Source organism: Pseudomonas sp. NPDC089392 (assembly GCF_044749595.1).
Classification (GTDB): Bacteria; Pseudomonadota; Gammaproteobacteria; order Pseudomonadales; family Pseudomonadaceae; genus Aquipseudomonas.
The window spans coordinates 24,586-50,896 of record NZ_JBIVIF010000030.1; the positions used below are offsets into that span (position 1 = coordinate 24,586).

Consider the following 26,311-nt stretch of genomic DNA (forward strand, 5'->3'; position numbering starts at 1 on the left):
AGCAGTTCACAGGAGGTGCGGATGAAGTTCCTGGTTGTCGGTGGTGCTGGCTACATTGGCTCGCACATGGTCAAGCACCTGCTCGATGCAGGCCATGAAGTGGTGGTGGCAGACCTGGTCTCGCCTGGCCCCGGCATCCAGTGGGTCAAGCTTGACATTGCCGACGAAGCCGCCCTGGACGTGCTGTTTGGCGTTTGCCGCTTCGATGCGGTGTTCCACTTTGCCTCGTTCATCCAGGTGGGTGAGTCCGTCAGCGTGCCTGGCAAGTACTACCAGAATAACGTCGCCGCCACCCTTGCCCTGCTGCAGGCCATGGTGAATGCCGGAATCAAGCACCTGGTGTTTTCTTCCAGTGCCGCCGTTTACGGTAACCCGCAGTACGTGCCTATCGATGAAGTGCATGCCAAAGGCCCCATCAACCCCTATGGCCTGAGCAAATGGATGGTCGAGCAGATTCTCGAGGACTTCGACAGGGCCTACGGCTTGAAGTCGGTGTGCCTGCGCTACTTCAATGCTGCCGGTGCCGACCCCGAAGGCCTGTTGGGCGAGCGCCATGACCCGGAAACCCACCTGATCCCGTTGATCCTGCAGGCCGCTTCCGGCAGGCGTGAGGCGGTGACGGTATTTGGCCGCGACTACGACACGCCGGATGGCACCTGCATACGCGACTATGTGCATGTGACCGACCTGGCGGCCGCCCATGCGCTGGCGGTGGATTACTTGCTGGCGGGTGGCGAGCGTGCCGCGTTCAACCTGGGCAACGGCCTGGGCTTTTCGGTGCAGCAGGTGATCGACACTGCCCGTGCCGTGACTGGGCGGCAGATCAATACCCTTGACGCCCCACGCCGCGCTGGCGACCCGCCCCGCCTGGTGGCGGATGCGAGCAAGGCGATGCGGGTGCTGGGCTGGCGACCGGAGTTTGCTTCGTTGGAGCAGATTGTGCGGCATGCCTGGCAGTGGGAGTTGCAGTATCCCTGGATGACGCGCCAAAGCTGAAATTTCTGGGGGCGCTTTGCGCCCCTTGTAGGAGCGGCTTTAGCCGCGAACACCGGCGAAGCCGATGCCATACACCGCGTCGCACTCTTCGCGGGTAAACCCGCTCCCACAGGGGCGCGGTATGGCAATGCCTACGCGCTAATGCCTTAGTAATAGGTCCGCGGCTGCTCGTCGGCCTTGTTCAGCACCGTCCCGATCAGGTTCACCGTGCCCAGGTGATGCAGGCAATCCTCGATCTCTTTCCTGTTGTTCATCCCGTTGGCCACCACCAGCAATACACAATCGAACTTGGGTATCACGGTGATCGCATCGTCCGAGCTGAGCAACGGCGGCAAGTCGAAAATGCAGATGCGCGACTCGTAGCGGTTGCGCAGCTCGCTGATCAGGTTGTTGACCTTGGGCGACGACAGCATTTCGGTGGACAACGGCACCGGCACCCGCGTTGGCAGCACCACAAAGCGTGGCAGGGTCGGGTTGACCAGGCAGTCTTGCAGCTCGGCCTTGTCCGTCAGGAACTCGTTCAGCGCATTGTCCATGGGCAGGCCCAGGCTGCTGCCGACCTTGGGCCGGCGCAGGTCGAAGTCGACCAGCAATGCGGTCTTGGTGGTGTGATGGGCGATGCTCATGGCCAGGTTGATCGCCAGCACCGTCTTGCCCGCTTCAGGCGTTGGCGAGGTGATCGCCAAGGTACGCCAGCCGTTCTCGTCCATTGCCCTGAGCACCTGGGTGCGCAACAGGTCGATCGGCCCGTTCATGATGGAATTCTTGTTGTAGGCCACGATGCGGTGACGCTCCAGGTGATCGGCGCGCAGCGCCACCACCTTGGTGTTCACGTAGTCGAACTGGCCAGGCACTTCCGCCAGTGCCGTACCGGGTGCCGGTGACAAGGCCTGAGGGGTGCCCGGGGTAACCTGATGAAGATTATTGCCAACAGCCGGCTTGGTCCTGTCCATCACTGCTTTCCCTATACAAACCGAGACATGACTTTGTACAACAGCACATCCAGAGGCATGTAGAACACGTGCACCAGCACTACCATGATAGCCGCCAACGCCAGTGCCGCCAGGATCAGCCAGTTACGCCAGCGCTTGCGCCTGGCCACATCGGCCCTGGTTTCGATGTAGGGCAGTGCCACCAGCACCCGCTTGCCAAGCAGGTTTTCCAGGGCGCCAACGCCACGCACGCGTTGGTTGAGCATTTCCAGCAGCATCACCAGCGCACCGCCACCCGCCGGTGCCAGCACCAGGCCCAGCGCCGCGATTTTCTTGCGGTTGGGCTTGATCGGCTTCTCGGGCATCAACGGCGGCTCCAGCAGTACAAAGCGCTCGGCCTTGTTTTCCTGCTCCAGGCTTTCGGTAATTTTCGCGCCCATTTCCTTGGCGCGGATTTCCTCGTACTTCTTGCGTGCGTTGTCGTGGTCACGCATCAATGTCACCAGGCCACGTTCGACCTGCGGTGCTTCGAGGATCTCGGCCTCGTAGCCTTCCATCTTCCTGGTCAACTCGCGCTTTTGTTCGGCCAAGGAAATGATGCGTTCCTGCGTGGCGCTCATCTTGGCACGAACGCGGGCGACGTCGAGGTTGGCCGAAGAGGCCACGGCCGTGCGGTTACCACTGGTTTCGAGTGCCTGGATCCGGCGCTTGACCGCCAGCACATCCGGGTGTGCTTCCTTGTAGCGGGTCAGTAGCCGAGCATACTCGGCCTTCAGGCTTGGCAGGTCCTGAAGCTGGTCGACGCTCGCCGGTTTGCCACCATCGGCAGCCTTGGTGGCCAGGCCGGCATTGGCCGCAGACAGCTCCAGCTCCAGGTAGCGCAGCTCTTCCTGGGCGGCCTTGTAATCGCGATCGACCTCACGGAACTCCAGCTCCGAGCGCGACAGCATGTTCATGCGCAGGGTCTGGTGCTCTGGCAGGGCATTGGCATGCGCTTGCTTGAAGTCCGCCAGCTGGTTTTCCAGGCTGGCCAGCTCGGCGCCCAGCTTGTTCGCTTCCTGAGTCAGGAACTCGGTGGTTTCGTTGGCCCGCTCGGTGCGCTGCTTGAGGTTTTCATTGAGGAACAACGCGACCAGCTCGTCAGCGACTTCCTTGGCCACTTCTGCCTGCTTGTGCTCGAAGGAGACATTGAACGCCACGGTCGCTTCACCGCGCCCGCGCACGTAGGTAGTCAGGGTTTCGACCACGATGGCACTGCGCATCTGGTCGATCTTGTCGCTTTCGCTAAGGCGCTTGTCAGCAAACAGGTTGTACTTGCCGATGATGCGCAGCAGGTTCTCGCGGGTCATCACCCGCTGGCGAATGACTTCAATACGCTCATCGGCAAAGCTGGTGCTGTTGGTCGACACCAGCTCGGGGGAAATTTGCTGCGACTCCACCAGGATGGTGCCGGTCGACTGGTAGATCGGTGGCACCGCCAAGGCGACGGCCACCGTTGCGGCAAGAATGACTGCGGCACTCACCCCTAACACCAGGGCCCTGTCCTTGATAATGGCGATGTAATCTTTGAGGGAGAGCTCGTAGTCAGACTTCATGTGGCCACCTGCCTGCGGTTCAGATGTCGGGGTACCTGTAGGTCAACGTCAAACCAACGATCGTAGCGGTCGCATCAGCTTCGTGGTCCTGCTGCCGTTCCTTGTACATCAGCGACAGGCGCAGGTCCCAGTAAGGCGAAATCTGGCGGTTGGCCCATACGCTGTATGTCTGCAGTGTATTCGGGGTCTGCCCTTTGCTGTCCTGCCAGGCGGCGTCGGCACCTACGCGGGTCAGCTCGCCGACCGCATAACTCCACACGCCACGCACCTGGTCCAGCTCGGCGAAGCCGCCTTCGGCACTGGCTACCGTGCTGCGTTCGGCCGTGAAGCTGGCGTCGGAACGCACACCGGTATACAGCAGCGAAACCCCACCCTCCCCGCGTCGGCCACCTTCGTCGCCGGAAACCTCGTTGACGCCTACGTGTGCATCGGCACTCAGGCGATCGGAGAGCTGGTACTTGACCCCCACTGCGGGGGTGTAGCTGTTGGAGGCTGTCGCGGTCTGGTCTTGTTCAGGCTCATAACGCCTGGCGCCGAAGCGGGTATACACATCAGCCCGCTCGCTCCAGGCGTAGGTCCAGGTAAAAACGTTCGCCAGTTCGTCATAGCCAGTCAACGTGCTGATGTCATATCGCGCACGGTTGTACGTGGTTTCGTTGCTCAGGGTGCTGCGCTCGGTAATTGCCTGGCTCCAGTTGCCCGTCAATGTGTAGAGCTTTTGCGTGCCGTCGGTGGTGACCACACCGGTATCCAGCACTGTCCCCGACAAGGTCGAACTTTCGTTGTAGCGTGCCAGCAAGCCGAAACGACCACGTTCGGTGGTGCGCTGCCAGCCCAGGCTTACATCGGGGTCTTCACGATCATCGACCACGTCCGTGTCGGACGAGCGCAATACATGCATGCCCAGCCCCAACCTCAATTCGTCACGGTCGAAGGTACCGATCAGGGTGTAGTCCGGCGCGATGATCGTGCGCGTTACACCCTTTTCCTCCGAGGACAGCAACAAAGGGTTGCTGTCGTATTCGACGGATGTCGGTACCACCACCGTAGACTGCCAATTTGCCGCCAGGACCGTGTCCGTGAACGGCAAGACCAAGATTGCCGTTGCAATGCTAGTTGTTCTAAGAAGAGGCATTAAGTGTTCTTATTAAAGGCAAGATCAAGGAACGACCAGCGTATCGCCAGCCTGAAGTTGAATGTTGGTGGACATGTCACGCCCAGTCACCAGGTCCTTATATCGCACGGGCAGGATCTTTTGGGAAGCGCCAGTGCCGCGGACCACCTTGATTTCGCTTTCGTCAGCAAACTTGTCCAGGCCGCCGGACATGCTCAGGGCCTGCAGCACCGCGGTAGGGCCGGCCATTTGTACTGGCCCGGGCTTGATCACTTTGCCTTGGACATAGACCATGTTGCCGGCGATGCTCTTGACGACAACGCTGACGTTCGGGTCGGGGAGGAATTTTTCGAGTTTGGCAGCCACTTGCTTTTCAACTGCCGTTACATCCAGCCCGGCGACATTGATGCGCCCGGCCAGGGGGAAGGTAATACTGCCATCGGGAAGTACGGTGGCTTCTTGACGCAGGCTTTCTTCCTGCCACACCGAAACCATCACCACATCACCAGGACTGAGCAGGTAGGCTGCACTGTTCTGGTCGGCGTTGCTGGCACCGGACCACAGCGTCAGCATGCAGAGCGCGGCAAACATTGAACGCATCATGGGGTCCCTCCGGCCAAATGGCCCGACAAAGAGCACTGAATGAGAACAGCAAACCAACTCTCGCTCCGCTTCGCGACCTACACCCGCCGCGATGGCCCGACCTTCCTGGAGGCCCTAACCTTGACGCTGTGCAGCCTGGGGCTGCAATGCCTGTAACCGTAGGCCTTCACTGGCTACTGGGAATATAGCAACGGTTGGGAAATTGACAAGCCGAGCACTGTGTCAACGACATCACCGGCAAACTGCCGCCGGCATATCAGTGGCTCAGATCTTTCTGCGGTTGGCCACCGCCACAAAGCCGACAACGGCAAATGCGAAGAACCACCCTGCGGTTGAAACAGGGATGATACTGTTTTGATTCAGATACGAATCTGCGGCGCGAGCCGCGCCACTCAAAAGCACCAGCAAGAACATCGATTTGATAATCAGAGCCGTGCGCATACGCCCCTCCTTTAAAGAGGAAAATCAAATAGTTATTGGCGCGGTGTTGCGGGGGTTGTTTCGCTGTTGATTTGAGCTTATGGGCACTATGACATTACGTCAATGATCCGACACCATAATAAAATTCAATGGGTGAGTAGCCTTATCGTCAAATAACCGGCATGCAATTTGTGCATGTCAGCGTCATGAGTGCTGGATGCACCGTTTCACCGATGAGAAAGGCAAAAGTCGTGATGAGGCCGCAGCAAGCCCCTGCGTTTCATTCGTCTGCGTGGTGTACCACCACCAGCAACTGCGCTGGCTGCGGGCCTACTGAGCGTAGCCGGTGGGGCGTCTGGGCGTTGAAATGCAGGGCGTCGCCCTGCTCCAGCAGTACCCGCTCGTTCATGAAGTCCACTTCCACCTGGCCTGCGTGCACGAACAGGAATTCCTCGCCCAGGTGTTCCTTGAAGGTAGGGTCGCTGAACGTTGACGGCGGCTGGATCAGGAACGGCAGCAGGTTACGCTGCCCTACCTGGCTGGTGAGGGCTGCGTAGCCCGGCCCTTCGCCGTCACCCACCAGGGCTTGGCGTTGGCCGTGACGTACCAGGCTGTAGCGGCTCTGGTGGGTCTGCTCTTCGGCGAACAACTCTTCGACATTGACGTTAAGTGCCCGTGCCAACTTGAGTGCGGCGGCAATCGACGGCGTGTTCAGCCCGCGCTCGACCTTGGACAGGTAACTTTTGGTCATGCCGGTCTTGTCGGCCAGCATTTCCAGAGTCAGCCCCAGTTTCTTACGCAGCAGTTTCAATCGGATAGACATGTGACGCGGGTTTCCCAGGCGAAGGCAGCCTGACAATGATACGTGGACTGTCAAGGAAATGCCTGGCTGCCTGGCTTGCGCGGTGTTTTTGTAGGAGCGGCCTTGTGTCGCGATCGGGCCGCAAAGCGGCCCCAGGTTTTTAGCTTCGCAGCAGAAATAGCCGGGGCCGCCATGCGGCCCGATCGCGACGCAAGGCCGCTCCTACAAGGGACCGCGTGGCTTTCAGGTCATGGCATCACCGGTGGCACATACTGCAGCGTCGTGCCCAATGCCCACAGCAACACCAGCACCAACGGCACATGCACCAGCAACTGCACGAACGAAAAACCAATCAGGTCGCGCGCCTTGAGCCCCAGCACACCCAGCAGCGGCAGCATGTAGAACGGGTTGATCAAGTTCGGCAAGGCTTCGGCAGCGTTGTAGATCTGCACCGCCCAACCCAGGTGGTACTGCAGGTCATTGGCCACCAGCATCACGTAGGGTGCTTCGATGATCCACTTGCCGCCGCCCGACGGGATGAAGAAGCCCAGCACCGCCGAGTACACGCCCATCAGCACAGCATAAGTGTCATGGGTGGCGATCTGGGTGAAGAACAGCGAAATGTGATGGGCCAGCGTCTGTTCGTCGACGCCCTTCACCTGGGTGAGGATGGCAGCAATCGAACCATACAGTGGGAACTGGATAAGCACGCCAGTCGTGGTGGGCACAGCACGCGCCACCGCATCAAGGAAGCTGCGTGGGCGCCAGTGCAGCAAGGCACCGAGCATGATGAACAACAGGTTGTAGGTGTTGAGCCCGGAGATGGCGGTAATCGCTGGCTTGGTGGCGAACTCCTGGTACAGCCAGCCGCCAGCCAGGGCTACCAGCAGCAGGATCAGGATCGGGCTGTACTCCAGCCACTCACCCGGGCGCGTACGCTGCGGTGCCGGTGGTGCACTGAAGCTGGGGTCGACGCCGCAGTCTTCGGCACTGCGCGCACTGTTCGGGCCTGGCGCTGTGGCATAGGCGATCACCAGCGATACCACCACCAGCGCCGCCAGCATCACGCCGGACTGCCAGAGGAAGATGGTTTCGGTAAACGGGATCACCCCGGTAATCGACAGGATCGACGGTGGCAGGCTGGCCGGGTTGGCCTGCAACTGCGCCGCCGACGATGACAGGCCCAGCGCCCACACCGCGCCCAGGCCTAGGTAAGCAGCCGCACCGGCGGCGCGGTAATCCATCTTCAGCTCGGTGCGCCGGGCCAGGGCACGTACCAGCAGCCCGCCGAACACCAGCGAAAGCCCCCAGTTGAGCAACGACGCCAGCATCGAGATCAGCGCCACCCAGCACACCGCTGAACGGCCATTGCCAGGGATGCGCGCCAGGCGGTCGATCAGCCGCGCAGCGGGCGGCGAACTGGCCACTACGTAGCCGCCGATAACCACGAAGGCCATCTGCATGGTGAACGGGATCAAGCTCCAGAAGCCATCGCCAAAGGCCTTGGCGGTATCGGTCGGCTTGGCCCCCATGGCCAGGGCGCCAATGCACACCAGCAGCACCGCCAGGGCGGCGAACACCCAGGAATCGGGGAACCAGCGTTCGGCCCAGTTGGAACAGCGCAAGGCAAAGCGGGCGGAACGGCTGTCTTGGAGTTCAGCGGCCACAGTTCAATTCCTTTTATTGGTTTTATGAGGTGAAACAGTATTGCCAGGCAACACAAAAACCCCTGTAGGAGCGGGTTTACCCGCGAATGCGGCGGTGAATGTGCCGACGCATTCGCGGGTCAACCCGCTCCTACAGGGGTTGCGGTAATGCTGTTAGAAGGTCATTTCCTTCACATCATCCGGCACAATCAGCTTGCCGGCAGTTTTCTCGATGATCTCTTCAACGCTCACCCCCGGTGCGGTCTCACGCAGGATGAAGGCGCCGTCTTCGATTTCCAGGTAGGCCAGGTCGGTCAGCACCTTGCGGATGCAACCGGCACCGGTCAGCGGTAGGCTGCACTGCGCCAGCAGCTTGGACTCGCCATCCTTGGAGGCATGGGTCATGGTGACGATGATGTTGTCGGCGCCGGCCACCAGGTCCATGGCACCACCCATGCCCTTGACCAGCTTGCCAGGGATCATCCACGAAGCGATGTTGCCCTGTACGTCCACCTCGAAAGCGCCCAGTACGGTCAGGTCGACATGGCCGCCACGGATCATGGCGAACGATTGCGCCGAGTCGAAGATCGAGGCGCCGCGGCGGGCGGTGACGGTTTGCTTGCCAGCGTTGATCATGTCGGCATCAAGGGTGCTTTCGGTAGGGAACTCGCCCATGCCAAGCAGGCCGTTTTCCGACTGCAGCATCACATCCATGTCGGCGGGTACGTAGTTGGCCACCAGGGTTGGAATGCCGATACCCAGGTTGACGTAGTAGCCGTCCTTCAGTTCACGGGCGACGCGTTGCGCCATCTGTTCGCGGGTCAGTGCCATGGTCAGGATCTCTTTGTTGTTCTGATGGATGGCGCTCAGGCCTTGACGGTGCGCTTTTCGATACGCTTTTCGAAGGTGCCGACGATGACGCGGTCAACGTAGATGCCCGGGGTGTGGATCTCGCTGGGCAGCAGCACGCCTGGTTCGACGATCTCTTCCACTTCGACCACGGTGATCTTGCCGGCGGTGGCCGCCAGCGGGTTGAAGTTTTGCGCAGTGTTGCGGTACACCACGTTGCCGTAGTGGTCGGCCTTCCAGCCCTTGACGATGGCGAAGTCGCCGGTGATGGATTCTTCAAGGATGTACTTGCGGCCCTTGAACTCGCGCACTTCCTTGCCGTCGGCAACCGGGGTGCCATAACCGGTAGCGGTGTAGAAAGCCGGGATGCCGGCGCCGCCTGCGCGCATTTTCTCGGCGAGGGTGCCCTGCGGGGTCAGTTCCACTTCCAGCTCGCCGCTGAGCAGCTGGCGTTCGAACTCGGCGTTTTCGCCCACGTAGGAGGCGATCATCTTGCGGATCTGCCGGTCTTCCAGCAGCACGCCAAGGCCGAAGCCGTCGATGCCGCAGTTGTTGGAGACCACGGTAAGGCCTTTGACGCCACGCCGCTTGATTTCACTGATGAGGTTTTCCGGGATGCCGCACAGGCCGAAACCACCGGCCAGTACCGTCATGTTGTCGGTCAGGCCTTCAAGGGCCTGTTCATAGGTTGCAACGCGCTTGTCCAGTCCGGCCATGCTGATCCGCCTTTTGTAGTTGTTGAACCGACGAGGCTGTCGGTGAGCGTGTGCAGACATCTTCACCGCAAGCGACTGATTTGTTAATTTTGTTTTCATCATTGATTAATAACTTTTGCAAAACAAACAATAGGCCCGTCATGAACGTCAAGCAACTGCGCGCCTTTGTCGCCGTGGCCAAGTACCAAAGCTTCGCCCAGGCCGGCGAACACCTGCATGTTTCGCAACCGGCCCTGAGCCTGACCATCAAGGCCCTGGAAGAAAACCTCGGCGGCGCCCTGCTCAGCCGCACCACGCGCAGCGTCAGCCTGACTGCCGAAGGCGAAGTGCTGCTGCCATTGGCACGGCGCCTGCTGGCCGACTGGGACGACACCGAAGAGATGCTGCGCCAGCGTTTCACCCTGCAATTGGGCCGGGTTTCCGTGGCGGCCATGCCGGCCTTTGCCGGCAACTTGCTGCCCCAGTCGCTCAAGGTGTTTCGCCAGCGCTACCCGAAGGTCAATGTCACCGTACATGACGTGATCAACGAACAGGTTCAGGAACTGGTGCGCCATCGCCGCGTCGAACTGGGCATTGGCTTTGAGCCAGACAACATTGATGGCCTGGACTTCCACCCGTTGTACATGGACCGTTTCGTTGCGGTGGTGCCCGCTGATTCACCTTTGGCGCTGTTGCCCGAGGTCAGCTGGGCACAGCTGATGGCCGAAGACTTCGTGGCCCTGCAGCGCCCTTCGGCGGTGCGCCTGCTGATGGAGCAGAACGTGGCCGCCCACCACGGCAAGCTGACGGTTGCCTTCGAGAGCCACCAGCTGGCGACCATCGGCCGCATGGTTGCCAGCGGCCTTGGGGTAAGTGCCGTGCCAGCGCTGTGTATCAACCAGATGCAGGAGCTGGGCGCCCGCTGCGTGACCTTGGTCGAGCCCACCGTCGAACGGCGCATCGGCGTGATTGCCCTGAGCGAACACAAGCTGTCCACCGCAGCGCAAGCGCTGCTTGAGGTACTGCTTTCCAATACCCGGATCCCGGAGGTGACATGCGTTACGTGAAACTGGCAGGTTCGAGCGTTCCGGCCATTGGCCAGGGTACCTGGTACATGGGTGAAGACCCAGGCCGCCGTGCTGCCGAGGTAGTGGCCCTGCAGCAGGGCATCGAGCTCGGCATGACGCTGATCGATACCGCCGAGATGTATGCCGAGGGCGGCGCGGAACAGGTGGTTGGCCAGGCTATTGCCGGGCGCCGCGACCGGGTGTTCCTGGTCAGCAAGGTCTACCCGCACAATGCCAGCCGGCGCGGCATGGCGGCTGCCTGCGAGCGCAGCCTCGCACGCCTGGGCACCGACTGCATCGACCTGTACCTGCTGCACTGGCGTGGCCAACACCCGCTGGAGGAAACCGTCGAAGCCTTCGAGCGCTTGCGCGAGCAAGGCAAGATCAAGCGCTGGGGCGTGTCCAACTTCGACGTCGACGACCTGCGGGAACTGCACAACCCCGATTGCGCCACCAACCAGGTGCTGTACAACCCGGCCCAGCGTGGCATTGAGTTCGACCTGTTGCCGTGGTGCGAAAAGCGCGCGTTGCCGACCATGGCCTACTGCCCGTTGGCCCAGGCCGGGCGCCTGCTGCAGCACTCGGTGCTGGTGGAGATTGCCGAACGCCATGGCGCCACACCGGCCCAGGTCAGCCTGGCCTGGGTGACCCGCGATGACGGGGTGATTGCCATACCCAAGGCCGTGGCGCCCGAGCATGTGCGGCTGAACGCAGCCGCTGGTGCGCTGACCTTGAGCAGTGAAGACCTGCGGGCGATCGACCGGGCGTTCCCGGCGCCGACGCGCAAGCAGCGGTTGGCGATGGTGTGACGCGATCCCTGTGTAGGAGCGGCTTTAGCCGCGAACACCGGCAAAGCCGGTGCCATGCACCGCGCTGGATTCTTCGCGGGTGAACCCGCTCCTACAAGGACTGTGCAACGCGATCCGTGTGTAGGAGCGGCTTTAGCCGCGAACACCGGCAAAGCCGGTGCCATCCACCGCGCTGGATTCTTCGCGGGTAAACCCGCTCCTACAAGGACTGTGCAACGCGATCCCTGTGTAGGAGCGGCTTTAGCCGCGAACACCGGCAAAGCCGGTGCCATCCACCGCGCTGGATTCTTCGCGGGTGAACCCGCTCCTACAGGGACTGTGCAACGCGATCCCTGTGTAGGAGCGGCTTTAGCCGCGAACACCGGCACAGCCGGTGCCATCCACCGCGCTGGATTCTTCGCGGGTGAACCCGCTCCTACAGGGACCGCATGAACATTTCGTGCCGGGGCCTGGGCTTAATGGAAGTCCCGGCTACGCACATCCAGCCCCTGCAACAACGCGCTCACATCCTCCAACCGCCGCGCAATCAGGTGCCTCACGCCATTCTCCTGTTCCAGCCGCCCGCTGACCTTGAGCAACTGCGACCCTACCAGCGCCCGCCGCTGCCGCTCGGCAAGCTCGCGCCACACCACCACGTTGACCATGCCGTACTCATCCTCCAGGGTGACAAAGGTCACCCCGCTGGCGGTCTGTGGTCGTTGCCGGCCCACCACCAGCCCGGCCACGGCGATGTTGTCGCCATGCTCGACACCTTGCAGTTCGCAGGAGCTGCGACACCCCAGCGCCCTCAGGCGTGAACGCAACAAAGCCAACGGGTGCGGCCCGAGCGTGGTGCCCAAGGTCTGGTAGTCCGCCACCAGGTCTTCTCCCACACTGGGCACAGGCAAATTCACGGGTGCTTCAGGCACGGCGTCCACGTCAGCAAACAACGGCAACTGCGGCTGCACCGCCGCCACCTGCCAGCGTGCTTGGTGCCGATCGCTGGCCAAGGCGCGCAGCGCTCCGGCATCGGCCAGGCACGCACGGGCGCGTGGGTCGAGCCCGGCGCGCAGGCACAGGTCTTCGACATCGCGCCAGGGGCGCTGCGCCCTCGCCTGCTCCAGGCGCCTGGCATCGGCTTCGGCCAGGCCACGTACCAGGCGCAAGCCCATGCGAATGGCCAATGAGCCTTGAGCATCACGCTCAAGGGTGCAGTCCCACTCGCTGTGGCAAACATCTACCGGTCGCACCTCGATGCCTTGGCGTCGAGCCTCCTGCAGCAACTGGTCGGGGCTGTAGAAACCCATGGGCCAGCTGTTCACCAGCGCGCAGGTGAAAATCGCCGGCTCATGGCACTTCAACCAACTGCTGGCATAGCACAGCAAAGCAAAGCTGGCAGCGTGCGACTCCGGGAAACCATAACTGCCAAATCCCTTGATCTGTTCGAAGATGCGCTCGGCAAACGCCAGTTCGTAGCCATTACGCAGCATGCCCTGCACCAGCCGCTCGCGGTGCGGCTCCAGGCCGCCGTGGCGCTTCCAGGCCGCCATGCTGCGGCGTAGCTGGTCGGCCTCGCCCGGCGTGTAGTCGGCCGCGACCATGGCCAGTTCCATCACCTGTTCCTGAAACAGCGGCACCCCCAATGTCCGCTCGAAGACGTCCTTGAGCTGCGGCGAAGGGTATGTCACCGGCTCCTGCTTCAGGCGCCGGCGCAGGTACGGGTGCACCATGTCGCCCTGGATCGGCCCAGGGCGGACGATGGCCACTTCGATGACCAGGTCGTAGAACGTGTTGGGCTGCAGCCGTGGCAGCATGGCCATCTGCGCACGTGACTCGATCTGGAAGACACCCATGGTCTCGGCGCGGCTGATCATCGCGTAGGTAGCCGGGTCTTCACTCGGGATGGTCGCCAGGGTCAACTGCCGGCCACGGTGGCGCTGCAGCAAGTCGAAGCAACGGCGCAAGGCACTGAGCATGCCCAATGCCAGCACATCGACCTTGAGCAAGCCGACCATGTCCAGGTCGTCCTTGTCCCACTGGATCACCGTGCGCTCCGCCATCGCGGCATTCTCCACGGGCACCAGTTGGTCCAGCGGTTGCTGCGAGATGACGAAACCGCCCGGGTGTTGTGACAGGTGCCGGGGGAAGCCAATCAGCTCACCGGCCAGTACCAGCACCCGCCGTAGCGAAGGGTTGCCCGCCTCGAAACCGGCCTCGGCCAGGCGCTGGTCATCAGGTATGCGGTCGCTCCAGCGACCACAGCATTTGGCCAGGGCGTCCACCTGGTCCGCCGGCAAGCCCAGCACCCGCGCCACATCCCGCACCGCGCCAGCGGCATGGTAGGTGTTGACCACTGCGGTCAGCGCGGCACGGTGCCGGCCATAGCGACGGAATACATACTGAATCACCTCTTCGCGCCGATCGTGCTCGAAGTCCACGTCAATATCGGGCGGCTCGTTACGTTCGCGCGACAGGAAGCGCTCGAACAGCAAGCGATGTTCCATGGGGTCGAGCTCGGTAATGCCCAGCACGAAACACACCACCGAGTTGGCCGCCGAACCACGGCCTTGGCACAAAATGCGCTGGCTGCGGGCAAAGGCGACGATGTCATGCACGGTCAGGAAGTAGCTTTCGTACCCCAGTTCCTCGATCAGCGCCAGCTCCTTGGCCAGCACCTCGCGCACCTTGCCACTCGGCCCGGCCGGCCAACGCAATGGCAAGCCCTGCTCGCACAAAGCACGCAGCCAGCTTGCCGGGGTATGGCCTTCAGGCACCAGTTCGCGCGGGTACTGATACTTCAGCTCGCTCAGCTCGAAGTGGCAACGCTCGGCGATGGCCAGGGTCTCTGCCAGCAAGTCATCGGGGTAGAGTTCACACAGTTGCGCCTTGCTGCGCAAATGCCGCTCGCCATTGGCAAACAGAAAACGCCCGGCCTCGGCCACCTGGCAGTGCTGACGGATGGCAGTCATGCAATCCTGCAAGGCTCGACGGCCGCGCACATGCATGTGCACGTCGCCACAGGCCACGGCACGGATGCCCACCTGGGCTGCCAGGCCTCGCAAGCGCTGCAGGCGCAGGGCATCGTCACTGCTCCGGTGCAGGTGCACGGCCAGCCACAGGCGTTCACCGAACACACTGCGCAGCCACGCGCCGGTGGCCGTGTCGTCGCCATCGTCGGCTACCCACAAGGCCAGCAGGCCCTGATGGTGCTGCTGCAGGTCGTCGCGAAACAGCTGGTACTCGCCCTTTTGCGCCCGCCGCCGGGCCCGGGTGATCAGTGCGCACAGGTTCTGGTACCCGGCCAGGTTTTCTACCAGCAGCACCAGTTTGGGGCCGTCCTGCAGTTGCACCTCGCTGCCCACGATCAGCCGCAGCTGGTGCTGCTTGGCGGCCTGCCAGGCACGGACGACGCCAGCCAACGTGCATTCATCGGTGATTGCCAGCGCCTGATAGCTCTGCTCACGCGCGCGCCGGAACAGCTCGTCCGCACTCGACGCACCGCGCTGGAAACTGAAGTTGGACAGGCAGTGCAGCTCGGCATACCCCGGGGTGCTCATGCGAACCAGCCCTGCAGCCACAACGGGCCGGCCTGGCTCAGGTCGCGGTAGGCCCAGCCGCGCAGGCCGTCACGGGTTTCGATGCGGTAGTAATCGCGGCGTACATCAGCGCCATCCCACCAGCCCGACTCGATGCGCTCGGCCTGGCCTTGCACTTGGCAGCCGGTTTCATCCAGCGCCATGGGTGCGGCAAGCAGCCAGCCAGGGCGGCTACCGGGGGCAACGGGCATGTTGCCTTGGCCCCCCTGCTCTACCGGTTGCCAGGCGTATTCGGGGCGGTGATCGGCCGCAGCGCTCAGGCCCTTGACTGCTTCATCCCCCAGGCGGGCGCGCAGCCGCTCGCGCAATTGCTCCCAGGGCTGCGCCTGTTGGGCGCGGGGGTCGAACAGCGGCTGGTGCTGCGGCACGAAGGCCGGCAGATCCTCGGCTACCAGCCGCAGGCTGCGCACGGGGGCGGGAATGCGCAGTGGCTCCAGTCGACCACGGGCCAGTTCGAACAGCATCGCGGCATCGCGCTCGGCAGCCAGCAAGCCTACCTTGAGCGAGGTGTCTGGCCCTTGGGCGTGCTCCAGGTACAGGCAAAAACGTTGCACGCCGCAGTCGCGCCCGGCAAGGAAAGCAGCAAGGTCGTTGAGCATGCGCCGCAGCGGGAATAACAGGGCCTGGTGCGATTCGACGTCAAAATTCAGTTCCAGCCGGGTTTCGAAGCGATCCGGTGGCAGGTAGAAGTCCAGCCCCAGCTTGCGCAGGCCGAGCAACTGGTCGAGGTGCAGCTGCACCTGAGCAGGAAAGCGCCTGGCCAAGGTATCGCGCGGCAAGGCCAGTACCTGGCCCAGTTGGCGCAAGCCCATTCGGGCAAAGGCTTCGGCGGCCTGCGCTGGCAAGCCGATACGCTCGATTGGCATGCCCAGCAGCGCTGCACGTGTGGCGTCGCTATCGCTCACGGCCAAGCCGTCATGACCATTGGCGAGCATGCGTGCCGCCACGGGGTTACTGGCCAGGACAATGCGCTGGCGCAGGCCCAGCTCAGCCAGCTCCTGGCGCAAGCGCGCTTCGAACAAGGGCCAAGGGCCGAACAGTTGCAGGCTGGAGCCCACTTCCAGTAACAACGCCCGTGGGTAATGCAAGCTGACCTGGGCGCTGAAGCGGTAGGCCCAGGCCGCCAGCAGTTGCTGCACCTGGTCGATGCGCTTGGGGTCGGCTTCGACGCAAGTGAAGCCATCGGCCAGGGCGCGCGCCGCTGTCAGCGTTTGCCCGGCCCGCAGGCCGAGTTCAGCCGCTGCCGGGTTGACCGCCTGCAACACGCGACGCTGGGTCGGCCCGCCAAGCAGCACCAGGGGCGTATCAGGGTCGTCTCGCTCACGCAGGACGGTGTCCAGCGCCAGCTGAGGAAGCAGTATGCAGGCCCAGAGCATGGTGCATCAGCCCCGCCCTGGGCAGGCGATGGGCAGCGCCGGCGGCATGCCACCGCGGCTTTTCAGCACGCGCCATTGCGCCGGGCGGGTGTCGACGGCAATGCGTAGCGCTGCGGGTGAAGGGTTGTGCGCGGCCTGTTGCGGCCGGCAGGCGAATGCCAGCGCCTGGCCGGTTTCAGCGGCCACCTGCAAGCGCCGCAAGGCGCGGTCATCGGCACGTTCCGGCCAGCACAGCACCGCCGCGCAACTTCCAGAACGCAGGCACTGTTCGGCGGCCCACAGGGCATCGGCGGGCTCGGCGCTTACCTGCACCAGCCAGCGCAGGTCCACCCCCGCTGCCTGCCAGGCCGGCGCATAAGGAATGAAGGGCGGTGCCACCAGCACGACGCGACTGCCTTCACAGCTAAGGCGCGCCAGGGTTGGCCACAGCAACTGCAATTCGCCACAGCCGGGGCTGGCCAGCAATAACTCGCTAAGTGCTGCCGCGGGCCAGCCGCCTTCCGGCAGGCGTTCGTCGAGGGCTGCATGGCCGGTCGGCTGCAACCCGAGCGGCCGCGCCTGGGCCTGCCGGCCACGCCATACCCGGCGCTGGTCGAGCAGCCTGTCGAGGTCGACCACCGCCCCCATCAGTCACGCCTCAGCAAGCCGCAGAATACGCCTTCGATGAAGAATTCCTGCTCAGGCTGCACATCGATAGGGGCATAAGCCGGGTTGCGGGGCAGCAGCCGGTAATGCTTGCCTTGGCGTTGCAGGCGCTTGATGGTCACTTCACCGTCCAGGCGCGCCACCACGATCTGGCCATCGCGGGCGTCGGTCTGTTGCAGGATGCCAACCAGGTCACCGTCGAAGATGCCGTCGTCGATCATCGAGTCGCCACGCACTTTAAGCAGGTAGTCGGGGGTACGGCGGAACAGGCTGGGGTCGAGCAGCAACTGCTCGTGGATGTCCAGGTCCGGGCCGATGGGGGCACCTGCCGCCACCTGCCCCAGCACCGGCACTTCGAGGATTTCTGGCCGGCGCAGGGGCTCGGCCAGGCGAATGCCGCGCGCCTGGTTTGGCGTGACATCGATGTAGCCGGCCTGGCACAAGGCAGTGATGTGCTTGCGCGCGACGCTGCGCGAGGCAAAACCGAAGCGCGTGGCGATATCGGCCAGGCTCGGCGGCTGGCCGTGGTCGGCGATGCGCTCACGGATGAATTCGAAGATGGCGCGGCGTTTGGGGGTAAGATTGTCCATAGAGCACATTTGTACTCTTTTACGGGCGCACTGAACAGCCCCCTTTGTCGTCAGCTTTCGCTATGATCCCCCAGGCTTGTGTTTTTTTGATTTGGATATCCAATGCTGACTGCCCTGCTGTTCGACCTCGATGGAACCCTGACCGACACTGACACCTTGCACCTGCAGGCCTTTCGCCAACTGCTGCGTGAGCACGATGGCCGCGAGCTGAGCCAGGCACAGTTCGATGCCCAGGTCAGCGGCCGCGCCAACGGTGAGCTGTTCGCCGAGCTGTTTGCCGGTGCCAGTGCCGAACAGTGCCAGGCGCTGGCCGAGCACAAAGAGGCGCTGTTCCGCGACATGTCGCCGACTCTTGAGCCAATGCCGGGCCTGTTGCGCCTGCTGGAACATGCCGAGGCGCGTGGCATGGGCATGTGCGTGGTGACCAATGCGCCACGGCTGAACGCCGAACACATGCTGAAGGCCATGGGCCTGGGCCAGCGCTTCGAGCATGTGCTGGTGGCCGAGGAGCTGGCCCGGCCCAAGCCGGACCCACTGCCCTACCTCACCGGGCTGCAACGGCTGGGGGCCGAGGCTGGGCAGGCGCTGGCGTTTGAGGATTCGCTGCCGGGGGTGGCGGCGGCCAGTGGTGCAGGGATCTTTACTGTGGGCGTGGCTACCACGCAGACGCCGGAGCGGTTGCTGGCGGCGGGGGCTCGGTTGGTGGTTGAGGATTTCAATGATCCGCAATTGTGGGGGTTGATCGAGGGTATGGGGTGATGTGAGGTGCAAGCCTTGGGTTTTCTAGCGCCTATGAGATCGAGCGCCGCCCGCGCGGCGCTTCGCAGCACAAGGCTGCTCCTACATCTGTTTCGGGCCAGTATCGCCTGTGCCAGCGCGCGCGACCGCCCTGTTTGTCCGACACGATATCGAGGTGAACACCAAGGGACCGCGCGTCTGCGCCTCAGGAATAACTGGCCCGAAACAGATGTAGGAGCAGCCTTGTGCTGCGAAGCGCCGCGCGGGCGGCGCTCGATCTCAATGCCACCATAACCCCCAAGCCGTACACCCAAGGCCCCCATGCTGATCGACGAAGAACTGACCCTAAAAAAGCTGGAAACCTTCCTAGCCTTCATGCGCACCGGCAACCTCGCCCGCGCCGCCGCCGAGCTGTCCACCAGCGCGGTCAGCGTGCACCGTGCCATCCACTCGCTGGAAAGCGCCCTGCGCTGCCCGCTGTTCAAGCACGAAGGCCGCCAGCTGATCCCGCTGGAAAGCGCGTACGTGCTGGAAAAGAAAGCCCGCCAGCTGATCCAGGATGCCGAGCAGATGGTACGCCAGACCCGCGAGGCCGCCGGGTTCTACGCCGAGCGCTTCCGCCTGGGCGCGCTCTATTCGCTGACGGTGAAAACCGTGCCCAAGCTGGTCATGGGCCTGAAGCTGCGCCGCAGCGAGCTGAACATCGACCTGACCCTGGGCTCTAACGTCGACCTGCTGCAACGCCTGAAAAACCACGAGCTGGAGGCCATCCTTGTATCGCTCGACGAAAGCGTCAGCGACCCGGCCTGCGAGCAACTGCCGCTGTTCTCCGACGACATCTTCCTCGCCGTCCCCACCGACTCGCCCTTTGCCGAGCAAGCCGAGGTAGACCTGGCCGACCTCGCCGACTCCACCTTCATCACCCTGACCCAGGGCTTCGCCACCCACCGCGATGGCGCACGGGTATTCCAGCAGGCCGGCTTCGAGCCAAAGGTGGCCATGCAGGTGAACGATATCTTCACCCTGCTAAGCATGGTCAGCTCAGGCGTGGGCTTTGCCCTGCTGCCCGGGCGCATTGCGGCGGTGTACGAAAACCGCGTCAGGTTGATTGCCCTGAAGCCGCAGTATCGCTTGCAGCAGCACATTGGCGTGGTGTTCCTGAAAGCGCGGGAGCGTGAGCCGAACCTGCTGGCCTTGCTGGCGGAGTGCCGAATGTACAGCAGGGAGAATTGAGCCTGCGGTGGCCACAACCACCACAGGCTGCTGGGCTTAAAGGTCGTAACGCAACGCCAGGCCCACCGTGCGCGGCGCGCCTACATCAAGGATGTCACCGCTGCGGTTGTTGGTGATGTACTCCTTGTCGAAGGCGTTCTTCACAAACCCGGACACCGCGATGTTACGGGTGATCTTGTACTCGGTGTTGAAGTTGACCAGCCAGTAATTGTCGCTACGGCGCTCGTCGATGACCTGCCCGGCGTCATTGAACTCATACTCCGACGGCGAGGTGCTCTGGTACACCACGTCGGTGTTGAGGGTGAGGCGCTCGTTCCAGCGGTAGGTCGCGCCCACCGACATCTTGTACTTGGGCGAATACAGGAAGTCTTCGCCGCTCATGTCGCGGCCATCGCCAGTGACAAAGTCCTTGTACTTGCCGTCGGTAACCGAGGCTGCAGCGTTGAGCGTCAACTGCTCGCCGAAGTCTTTCTCGACAGACACTTCCAGGCCTTTGATGTCGCTGCTGCCGGCGTTGAACACTTGGGTGAACGGGGTATTGGGTTGCAGCACGCTGACCTGCTGGTCCTTCCAGTCGGTGTAGTACAGGTTGGCGCGGGTGCGCAGCGTGTCGTCGTAGAACGAGCCACGGTAGGACAACTCGTAGTTGGTGGTGTATTCCGGGTCATAGGCCTCATGCCCGCCACCGGCACGCATGTTCACGCCGCCGCCGCGATAACCCTTCTGCACCATGAAGCCCAGGTACTGCCCCTCGGCCAGTTGGTAATCCAGGCCAAGCTTGGGCAGCACGGCGTCAAACGACTTGCTGACCTTGCCGGGGCTGGAGAAGTCGTCCTGGTCAATGTCCGTGTCGTTGGTTTCGTGGTCGTAGCGCAGGCCGGTGATCAGCGTCCAGCGCGGCGCGAAGGTCCAGTTGATTTCACCGAACAATGCCTTGTTCTCAATCGTGGTATCGCCTTTGGCGGTGCCGAACAGCGCATTGTTGAAGAGCAGGCGGTCGTGAAAATCGTTGGTATTGTGGCCGTAGTAGGCCCCAACGAAGCTTTTCAGCGTGTCGCCGTTGTAATTCAGGCGCAGCTCCTGACTGAACAGGTTACCGTCCTGCTGGCGCAATACCACCTGGTTGGCATCGGCCGACTGGTCGAAGTCCAGGCGGGCGTCGTAGTCCGAGCTAGTGTTGGCGGTAAGGCTGGTCAGCGACCAGTAATCGTCAAGGCGGTAATCGACCTTGGCGCTGACCGTGTCCTGCTCCAGTTTGTCGAAGGCCTTGGTGTTGGAGGTCATCTTGTAATAGCGGACCTTGCCGTTTTCCCGCATGACCGTGTTATCGCCCTTGCGGCTTTCACCGTGGGCATAGGTCAGCAGGATATCGAGGTCGTCGCTGGGCAGGATCAGCAGCTTGCCGCGGGCGTTGGAGGTGCGGCCGGGGTTGGCGTCATCGTGCAACGTGGTGTTGTCGATGTAGCCGTCGCCTTCCTGATAGTCCACGGCAATGCGCCCGGCTATCTTGTTGTCGACCAGCGCGCCGCCGCCTGCCACTGCCGCCCCGCGCTCACCGTAGTTACCCACGTTGGTTTGCGCGGAAAAGCTCGGCTCGAAGGTGGGGTTGCGGGTCTGGATCACCACGGCGCCGGCCAGGGAGTTTCGGCCCTGGGTAGTGGACTGCGGGCCGAGGAATACCTCGACCTGCTCGGTATCCCAAAGCTGCATGGGGCTCAAGGTCAAGGCGCGGTTGGGTTGCACGGCGCCGTCAACGAACACCGACACCGCGCCATTGAGCGTGGCCGGGCCCTGATCATCGAAGCCGGACACCGGTACGCCGCGGATCCCCCAGTTTTCGTTGCCGGACTGGTTGTACACACCGGGGGTACGCGCAAACACATCGACCAGGTTGTGGTCTTCCTTCTCGCGCAATTGCTTGTCGGTGACCACGACCACACTCGACTGGGTTTGCGCCAGGGTGCGGTTGATCTTTTCCCCGGTTACCGTGATCTGCTCCAGCTCCACCGCCCCGACCGGTGCTGCTGCCCAGGCATTGTTGGCCAGGCACAGGGCCGACCCCACCGCCAGCGCCAGTGTACTTTTCTTGATGTCCACGCCCCGCTCCTTCGACAGATTGCTTTTGTTATTGCCGTATGCACGCGCGCTTTGGCGCTGGCGAAGCGGAGTCTGGAGCAAAGGTAATGGGAAGTAAATACTATTGATAACGTGTCGCATTTGTGACAGGCAACGCCCTGCTCGCGTGCTGCCCTTGCAGCAACACCGCCAACGCCGCCAGCCCGGCAGGGATCAGCAACGATGCGAACACTTGTGCAAAGCTCCAGCCCAGCGCCAGCATCTGCGCCCCGGCAAAGGCACTGAGCACGGCGCCAATGCGCCCGATGCCGCTCATCCAGCTGGCCCCGGTCGCCCGCGCTTCAGTCGGGTAAAAGGCCGCCGCCAATGCATTCATGCCAACGCTCGCACCGTTCAGGCCAAAGCCCACAGCGCAGGCAATTGCGCACAGCCAGGCGAAATCCTCGGCTACCTGGCCGATAGCGAAGATAACCGCGCCGCTGAACAGAAAGCTCAGCATCAGGACGCGCTGCGGGTTACAGCGATCCATGGCCACGCCTACTGAAACCGCGCCCAGCGGCCCGCCAATCTGGAAGCAGGCAGTGACAATGGCCGCTTCGGAAACCGAAAAGCCCCCGCCCTCCTTCACCAGCGTTGGCAGCCAGCCGCTGAACAGGTAGACCAGGAACAGGGCCAATATGTAACCGGCCCAGAGCATGCAGGTGCCAAAGCGATAGCGTGGCGAGAGGATGGTGCCGATCGCGCCACGCTTTACTTGCGCGCTGGCGGGCATGACGAAGGTGCTATCGGCGCAGACCTGTTGCGGCGCCAGGCGGCGAACAATGGCCAGAATGCGCTGGCGGTCCGCACCTTTGCTGACCAGGAAGGTCACCGACTCTGGCAAACGCCAGCACAGCAGCGGCAGGGTCAGCAGCGGCAATACCCCGGCCAACGCCAGCACGCTGCGCCAGCCCAGGTTGGGGATCATCCAGGCGCTGACGAAACCTCCGGCCGCCGCCCCCAGAGAGAACCCGCAAAACGCCAGGGTGATCAGCAGCGAGCGGCTGCGCGCCGGGGCGTACTCGCTGACCAGGGTGCTGGCGTTGGGCATGGCGGCGCCCAGGCCCAGGCCGGTGAGAAAGCGCAACGCGACCAGGGTTTCCAGGTTGGGGGAAAACGCCGAAGCCAAGGTCCAGATGCCGAATAGCAGCACACTGCACAGCAACACCGCCTTGCGCCCGTAGCGGTCAGCCAGTGGCCCGGCAATCAGGGCGCCTAGGGCCAGGCCGATCAGCGCAGCGCTCAATACCGGGCCCAGGCTTTGCGCACCCAGGCCCCAGTCGGTTTTCAGTTGCGGGGCAATGAAGCCGATGATGGCAACGTCCAGGCCGTCCAGGGCGATAATCAGGAAGCCGAGGAACACCACCCATTTCTGGTAGCGGCCGATGGGTTGCTGGTCGATCAGTTGGCGCACGTCGAGCGTGTTGTTCATGGGTATCACCTGTTGTTGTTTTTATGACGGTGTTTCTGCCTGGATGCGGTCCGTGTAGGAGCGCGACTCAGGCCAGGCGGGGAAAGTGCACAGGCCTTATGATCCGTGTCTCCTGTGCCACCACCAGGTCACGGGTGGCGTGCAGGTAGGCGGCAAAATCCGGGTCGGCATCCCGCGCCGCGCTGCGCTTTTCAAAATCATCGAGGCTGTCATATCCCCACAAGTGCACCACTTGGTTCAGCGGCCCGATGCTGCTGGTGTAGAACCCCAGTGGGGCGCCGAGGTGGCGCAACAGTATTGGCATCGCCAGTTGGCCGAAGGCCTCAAGAAAAGCCGCCATGCAACGCGGGCGAATGGTGTAGGTACGGTGGTCGACGATGGCCTTGTCCATCACGCCACCTCCCGCGTATTGCCCGCAGCCGCCAGCCCTTGCTCAACCCCCGCCAGATGGCGCCCGGTGATGTAGCCAAAGGTCATGATCGGCCCCAGGGTAATGCCCGCACCGGGGTAGTTGCCGCCCATGATGCTGGCGCGGTCGTTACCCACCGCATACAGGCCGTCGATGGCCTGGCCGTCGGCCGTCAGCACTTCGCCGACCACGCTGGTGCGCAGCCCGTCGAAGGTGCCCAGGTCACCCATGATCACTTTCACGGCAAAGTACGGCCCCTCGCCCACGGGCGCCACACACGGGTTGGGCCGCTGCTGCGGGTCGGCCAGGTAGCGGTTGAAGCTGGTGCTGCCACGGCCGAACTGGCGGTCTTCGCCCTGGACAGCGCCGAGGTTGTACTCGCGCACGGTCTGCTCCAGGCTTTGCACATCAATACCGGCCTTGCCTGCCAGCTCCGCCAGGGTATTGCCCTTGAGCAGGTAGCCGTTACGCAACAATGGCCCCAGCGGCATGGGCGCAGGCTTGGCGAAACCCAGGCCGTACTTGGCCAGGGTGCGACGGTCACACACCAGCCACATGGCGGTTTCTGCCTGCCCGGTACAGGCTTCGATCATTGCCGCACCCACGTCATGATAGGAGTTCGACTCGTTGGTAAAACGCTGACCCGAACGCAGCACTCCGATCACGCCGGGCTTGTAGCGGTCGAGCAGATGCGGAAAGGCAATATGCCGCCCGCCCCCCACCGGCACCTTCGACACCGGCATCCAGGCCGCTGGCGCTTGCAGGCGGATATCGACTTTGGCGCCCAGCGCCTCCGCCATGCGCGCAGCATCGCCAGTATTACCCGCCGGCACCGGTGAAAAATGCTCACCGCCACGACGCACATGCGGGTAGGCCTGACGCAGCCGTTGCAAGTCATGGGAAAACCCGCCGCAGGCCAGCACCACGGCGCGCCGGGCCTGGATGCGCTGTTCGCTGTCGCCTTGCCCGACCATTGCGCCCACCACCCGCCCGCCTTCGCGCAGCAGCTGCCGCGCCGGGGTGCCGGTAAGGATCGGGATGCCCAGGTCCAGTGCCGAACGCACCAGCCGCGCCGCCAGGGCATTGCCACTGGTGACCTGGGTGCCACGGCGGTACAGGGCCAGCTCCTTCAGGTGGGTCATCAGGCGCTTGGCCACATACACGAACGAGGTCAGCGAGCGGGTAACGTTGAAGAAGTGCTTGAGGTCGGCATTCGACGAGTTGAACATCATGCCGATGAAGGTGATGGTCTTCAGCGGCGGGCGCAGGCGCGCCATGTCTGGCCCCAGCCCACGGATGTCATAGGGCGCGGCCAATATCGAACGGCCGACGTCGACACCGCCCTCCACCTGCGGGTGATAGTCGGGGTACAGCGTGGGCACGAACTTGACCGCCGTCTCGCGCTCGAAAAAATCCACCATCTGCGGCGCGTAGCGCAGGAATGCCTCGACTCCCGCTGCATCAAAGCAGGCACCGGTTTCGTTGCGCAGGTAGGTCAGGGCCGCCGGCTGGCTGTCGTTGGCCCCGTGCTTGTTGCCCGGCACCCACAGCACACCACCAGAAAATGCCGTGGTGCCGCCAAAGCAATCGTCCTTCTCGATGATGACTACATCCAGGCCATGCTTTTTTGCCGTGATCGCTGTCGCCAGGCCACCTGCGCCCGCGCCGATCACCAGTACATCGCAGCTGCGTGTATTCATTGCCCTGCCCCCTCGAAGCCTGGACGCGGGATCAATGCCATGGGCATGCATTCCAGCCCGCCATCCACGGTCAGTTCGGCGCCGTTGATGTAGTCGGCACGCCGGCTGGCCAGGAACAGCACGGCCTCGGCGATATCCTGCGGCTCACCGATGCGCCGATTGGCAGTCATGGCACTGCGCTGGCGTTCGACGTGCGGGTCGGCATAGAACGCCGCCGACAATGGCGTACGGATCAACCCTGGGCATACCGCGTTGCTGCGCACACCCCGCGGCCCCCACTCCACGGCAAGCTGCCGCGACAGCATGCTGACCCCGGCCTTGGCCGCGCTGTAGGCACCGCTGTTGGGTTGCGGGTAATGGGCGGCAATCGAAGCCACGTGCACGATGCGGCCCTGGCCGCAAGCCAGCATCGAGCGGCCAAAGGCCTGGGCACACAGCAGGTAACCGCTGAGGTTGACCGCCAACACCTGGTTCCATTGCTCCAGGCTCAGCTCATCCAGCGCACCCGGGCGCAGCACGCTGGCATTGTTGACCAGCACATCGCAGCGCCCGTGCAAGGCCTGCACCTGGGCGGCGGCCTGTTCCACGCTGGCAGGGTCGGCGATGTCGCAGCCCACGGCACTGACCTCGCCGGCGCTGCGCTCGCCAAGGTTGGCGGCCAGTTCGCGGCATTTGTCCAGGTCGCGGTCCAGCAGCACCACATGGGCCTGCTGCTCGACCAACGCGGCGGCCAGTGCTGCGCCAATACCACCTGCGGCGCCGGTGACCACGCAAACGGCCGATTCCAGGCCCAGCCAGTGAGAGGGGATATTATTGTTGTGCATGCTGCTCTCCAGAATGTCGCTTCATCTGGGCCACAGCCTAGGGCCGGCAGGCACACCGGCAGAATGGACAAAACCTGCAACCAGCCCCACATTCCGCTCAATCTTTCCTCTACCCCCTGAAGCCACCGGGCAGCTGTGGCACAGTA

23 protein-coding genes are annotated in these 26,311 nt (G+C 63.1%); 5 read left to right on the forward strand and 18 right to left on the reverse strand.

The window, feature by feature from the left end; translation table 11 throughout:
• Positions 1 to 21: 21 nt before the first annotated feature.
• Positions 22 to 996 carry a UDP-glucose 4-epimerase GalE gene (gene galE, locus ACIP1G_RS22285; RefSeq protein WP_400740831.1) on the forward strand — a complete coding sequence of 325 codons (975 nt, stop codon included), beginning with the start codon at positions 22 to 24 and terminating at the stop codon, positions 994 to 996.
• 146 nt (positions 997 to 1,142) lie between these two features.
• On the opposite strand, the gene ACIP1G_RS22290 is transcribed toward galE, so the two are convergent.
• From ACIP1G_RS22290 to ACIP1G_RS22330, 9 genes are all read right to left on the reverse strand, one after another.
• Positions 1,143 to 1,949 (reverse strand): CpsD/CapB family tyrosine-protein kinase, encoded by an 807-nt coding sequence (locus ACIP1G_RS22290; protein WP_400740832.1) that lies wholly within the window; start codon positions 1,947 to 1,949, stop codon positions 1,143 to 1,145.
• Positions 1,950 to 1,960: 11 nt separating this feature from the next.
• Positions 1,961 to 3,523, reverse strand: a complete 1,563-nt coding sequence (locus ACIP1G_RS22295; RefSeq protein ID WP_400740833.1) for a GumC family protein — start codon at positions 3,521 to 3,523, stop codon at positions 1,961 to 1,963.
• 19 nt (positions 3,524 to 3,542) lie between these two features.
• Positions 3,543 to 4,658, reverse strand: coding sequence for a hypothetical protein (locus tag ACIP1G_RS22300; RefSeq protein WP_400740834.1), 1,116 nt, complete (start codon positions 4,656 to 4,658; stop codon positions 3,543 to 3,545).
• Positions 4,659 to 4,682: 24 nt separating this feature from the next.
• Positions 4,683 to 5,240 carry a polysaccharide biosynthesis/export family protein gene (locus ACIP1G_RS22305; RefSeq protein ID WP_400740835.1) on the reverse strand — a complete coding sequence of 186 codons (558 nt, stop codon included), beginning with the start codon at positions 5,238 to 5,240 and terminating at the stop codon, positions 4,683 to 4,685.
• Positions 5,241 to 5,504: 264 nt separating this feature from the next.
• A complete protein-coding gene (eppA, locus tag ACIP1G_RS22310) occupies positions 5,505 to 5,681 on the reverse strand; it encodes an EPS-associated small membrane protein EppA (RefSeq protein ID WP_400740836.1) in 177 nt (58 codons plus the stop codon).
• Positions 5,682 to 5,940: 259 nt separating this feature from the next.
• Positions 5,941 to 6,483: a helix-turn-helix domain-containing protein gene (locus ACIP1G_RS22315; RefSeq protein ID WP_400740837.1), complete on the reverse strand. Its 543-nt coding sequence runs from the start codon at positions 6,481 to 6,483 to the stop codon at positions 5,941 to 5,943.
• A 227-nt stretch (positions 6,484 to 6,710) separates the two neighbouring features.
• The gene (locus ACIP1G_RS22320) at positions 6,711 to 8,129 is read right to left on the reverse strand and encodes a short-chain fatty acid transporter (RefSeq protein WP_400740839.1); all 1,419 of its coding nucleotides are present in this window, start codon (positions 8,127 to 8,129) and stop codon (positions 6,711 to 6,713) included.
• Positions 8,130 to 8,282: 153 nt separating this feature from the next.
• Positions 8,283 to 8,939, reverse strand: a complete 657-nt coding sequence (locus tag ACIP1G_RS22325; RefSeq protein ID WP_201204503.1) for a CoA transferase subunit B — start codon at positions 8,937 to 8,939, stop codon at positions 8,283 to 8,285.
• A gap of 35 nt (positions 8,940 to 8,974) precedes the next feature.
• On the reverse strand, positions 8,975 to 9,673 hold the full coding sequence (locus tag ACIP1G_RS22330; RefSeq protein ID WP_400740840.1) for a CoA transferase subunit A: 699 nt from the start codon (positions 9,671 to 9,673) through the stop codon (positions 8,975 to 8,977).
• A gap of 140 nt (positions 9,674 to 9,813) precedes the next feature.
• On the opposite strand from ACIP1G_RS22330, the gene ACIP1G_RS22335 reads away from it, so the two are divergent.
• Positions 9,814 to 10,719, forward strand: coding sequence for a LysR family transcriptional regulator (locus ACIP1G_RS22335; RefSeq protein WP_400740842.1), 906 nt, complete (start codon positions 9,814 to 9,816; stop codon positions 10,717 to 10,719).
• The gene (locus tag ACIP1G_RS22340) at positions 10,707 to 11,528 is read left to right on the forward strand and encodes an aldo/keto reductase (RefSeq protein WP_400740844.1); all 822 of its coding nucleotides are present in this window, start codon (positions 10,707 to 10,709) and stop codon (positions 11,526 to 11,528) included. The genes ACIP1G_RS22335 and ACIP1G_RS22340 overlap by 13 nt, the downstream gene beginning before the upstream one ends.
• A 455-nt stretch (positions 11,529 to 11,983) precedes the next feature.
• Here ACIP1G_RS22340 and ACIP1G_RS22345 read toward each other — a convergent pair whose 3' ends face one another.
• The 4 genes from ACIP1G_RS22345 to lexA are packed head-to-tail and all read right to left on the reverse strand — an operon-like array spanning position 11,984 to position 17,723.
• Positions 11,984 to 15,064 (reverse strand): error-prone DNA polymerase, encoded by a 3,081-nt coding sequence (locus ACIP1G_RS22345; RefSeq protein ID WP_400740846.1) that lies wholly within the window; start codon positions 15,062 to 15,064, stop codon positions 11,984 to 11,986.
• A complete protein-coding gene (locus ACIP1G_RS22350; RefSeq protein ID WP_400740848.1) occupies positions 15,061 to 16,479 on the reverse strand; it encodes a Y-family DNA polymerase in 1,419 nt (472 codons plus the stop codon). The genes ACIP1G_RS22345 and ACIP1G_RS22350 overlap by 4 nt, the downstream gene beginning before the upstream one ends.
• 6 nt (positions 16,480 to 16,485) lie before the next feature.
• On the reverse strand, positions 16,486 to 17,106 hold the full coding sequence (gene imuA, locus ACIP1G_RS22355) for a translesion DNA synthesis-associated protein ImuA (protein WP_400740850.1): 621 nt from the start codon (positions 17,104 to 17,106) through the stop codon (positions 16,486 to 16,488).
• Positions 17,106 to 17,723 (reverse strand): transcriptional repressor LexA, encoded by a 618-nt coding sequence (gene lexA, locus ACIP1G_RS22360; protein WP_400740852.1) that lies wholly within the window; start codon positions 17,721 to 17,723, stop codon positions 17,106 to 17,108. Before lexA ends, imuA begins: the two co-directional genes overlap by 1 nt.
• A gap of 93 nt (positions 17,724 to 17,816) precedes the next feature.
• On the opposite strand from lexA, the gene ACIP1G_RS22365 reads away from it, so the two are divergent.
• Both ACIP1G_RS22365 and ACIP1G_RS22370 read left to right on the forward strand, forming a co-directional pair.
• Positions 17,817 to 18,473, forward strand: coding sequence for an HAD family hydrolase (locus tag ACIP1G_RS22365; protein ID WP_400740854.1), 657 nt, complete (start codon positions 17,817 to 17,819; stop codon positions 18,471 to 18,473).
• Positions 18,474 to 18,773: 300 nt separating this feature from the next.
• Complete coding sequence (locus ACIP1G_RS22370; RefSeq protein ID WP_400740855.1) at positions 18,774 to 19,685, forward strand: LysR substrate-binding domain-containing protein; 912 nt, start codon at positions 18,774 to 18,776, stop codon at positions 19,683 to 19,685.
• Between the two features lie 36 nt (positions 19,686 to 19,721).
• Here ACIP1G_RS22370 and ACIP1G_RS22375 read toward each other — a convergent pair whose 3' ends face one another.
• The 5 genes from ACIP1G_RS22375 to ACIP1G_RS22395 form a co-directional block, all read right to left on the reverse strand.
• Entirely contained in the window at positions 19,722 to 21,782 is a 2,061-nt protein-coding gene (locus tag ACIP1G_RS22375) for a TonB-dependent receptor (RefSeq protein ID WP_400740857.1), read from the reverse strand.
• A gap of 100 nt (positions 21,783 to 21,882) precedes the next feature.
• Positions 21,883 to 23,232, reverse strand: a complete 1,350-nt coding sequence (locus ACIP1G_RS22380; RefSeq protein WP_400740859.1) for an MFS transporter — start codon at positions 23,230 to 23,232, stop codon at positions 21,883 to 21,885.
• Positions 23,233 to 23,299: 67 nt separating this feature from the next.
• A complete protein-coding gene (locus ACIP1G_RS22385; protein ID WP_400740861.1) occupies positions 23,300 to 23,623 on the reverse strand; it encodes an NIPSNAP family protein in 324 nt (107 codons plus the stop codon).
• A complete protein-coding gene (locus ACIP1G_RS22390; RefSeq protein WP_400740863.1) occupies positions 23,623 to 25,341 on the reverse strand; it encodes an FAD-dependent oxidoreductase in 1,719 nt (572 codons plus the stop codon). The genes ACIP1G_RS22385 and ACIP1G_RS22390 overlap by 1 nt, the downstream gene beginning before the upstream one ends.
• Positions 25,338 to 26,165 (reverse strand): SDR family NAD(P)-dependent oxidoreductase, encoded by an 828-nt coding sequence (locus ACIP1G_RS22395; protein WP_400740865.1) that lies wholly within the window; start codon positions 26,163 to 26,165, stop codon positions 25,338 to 25,340. Before ACIP1G_RS22395 ends, ACIP1G_RS22390 begins: the two co-directional genes overlap by 4 nt.
• Between the last annotated feature and the right edge of the window lie 146 nt (positions 26,166 to 26,311).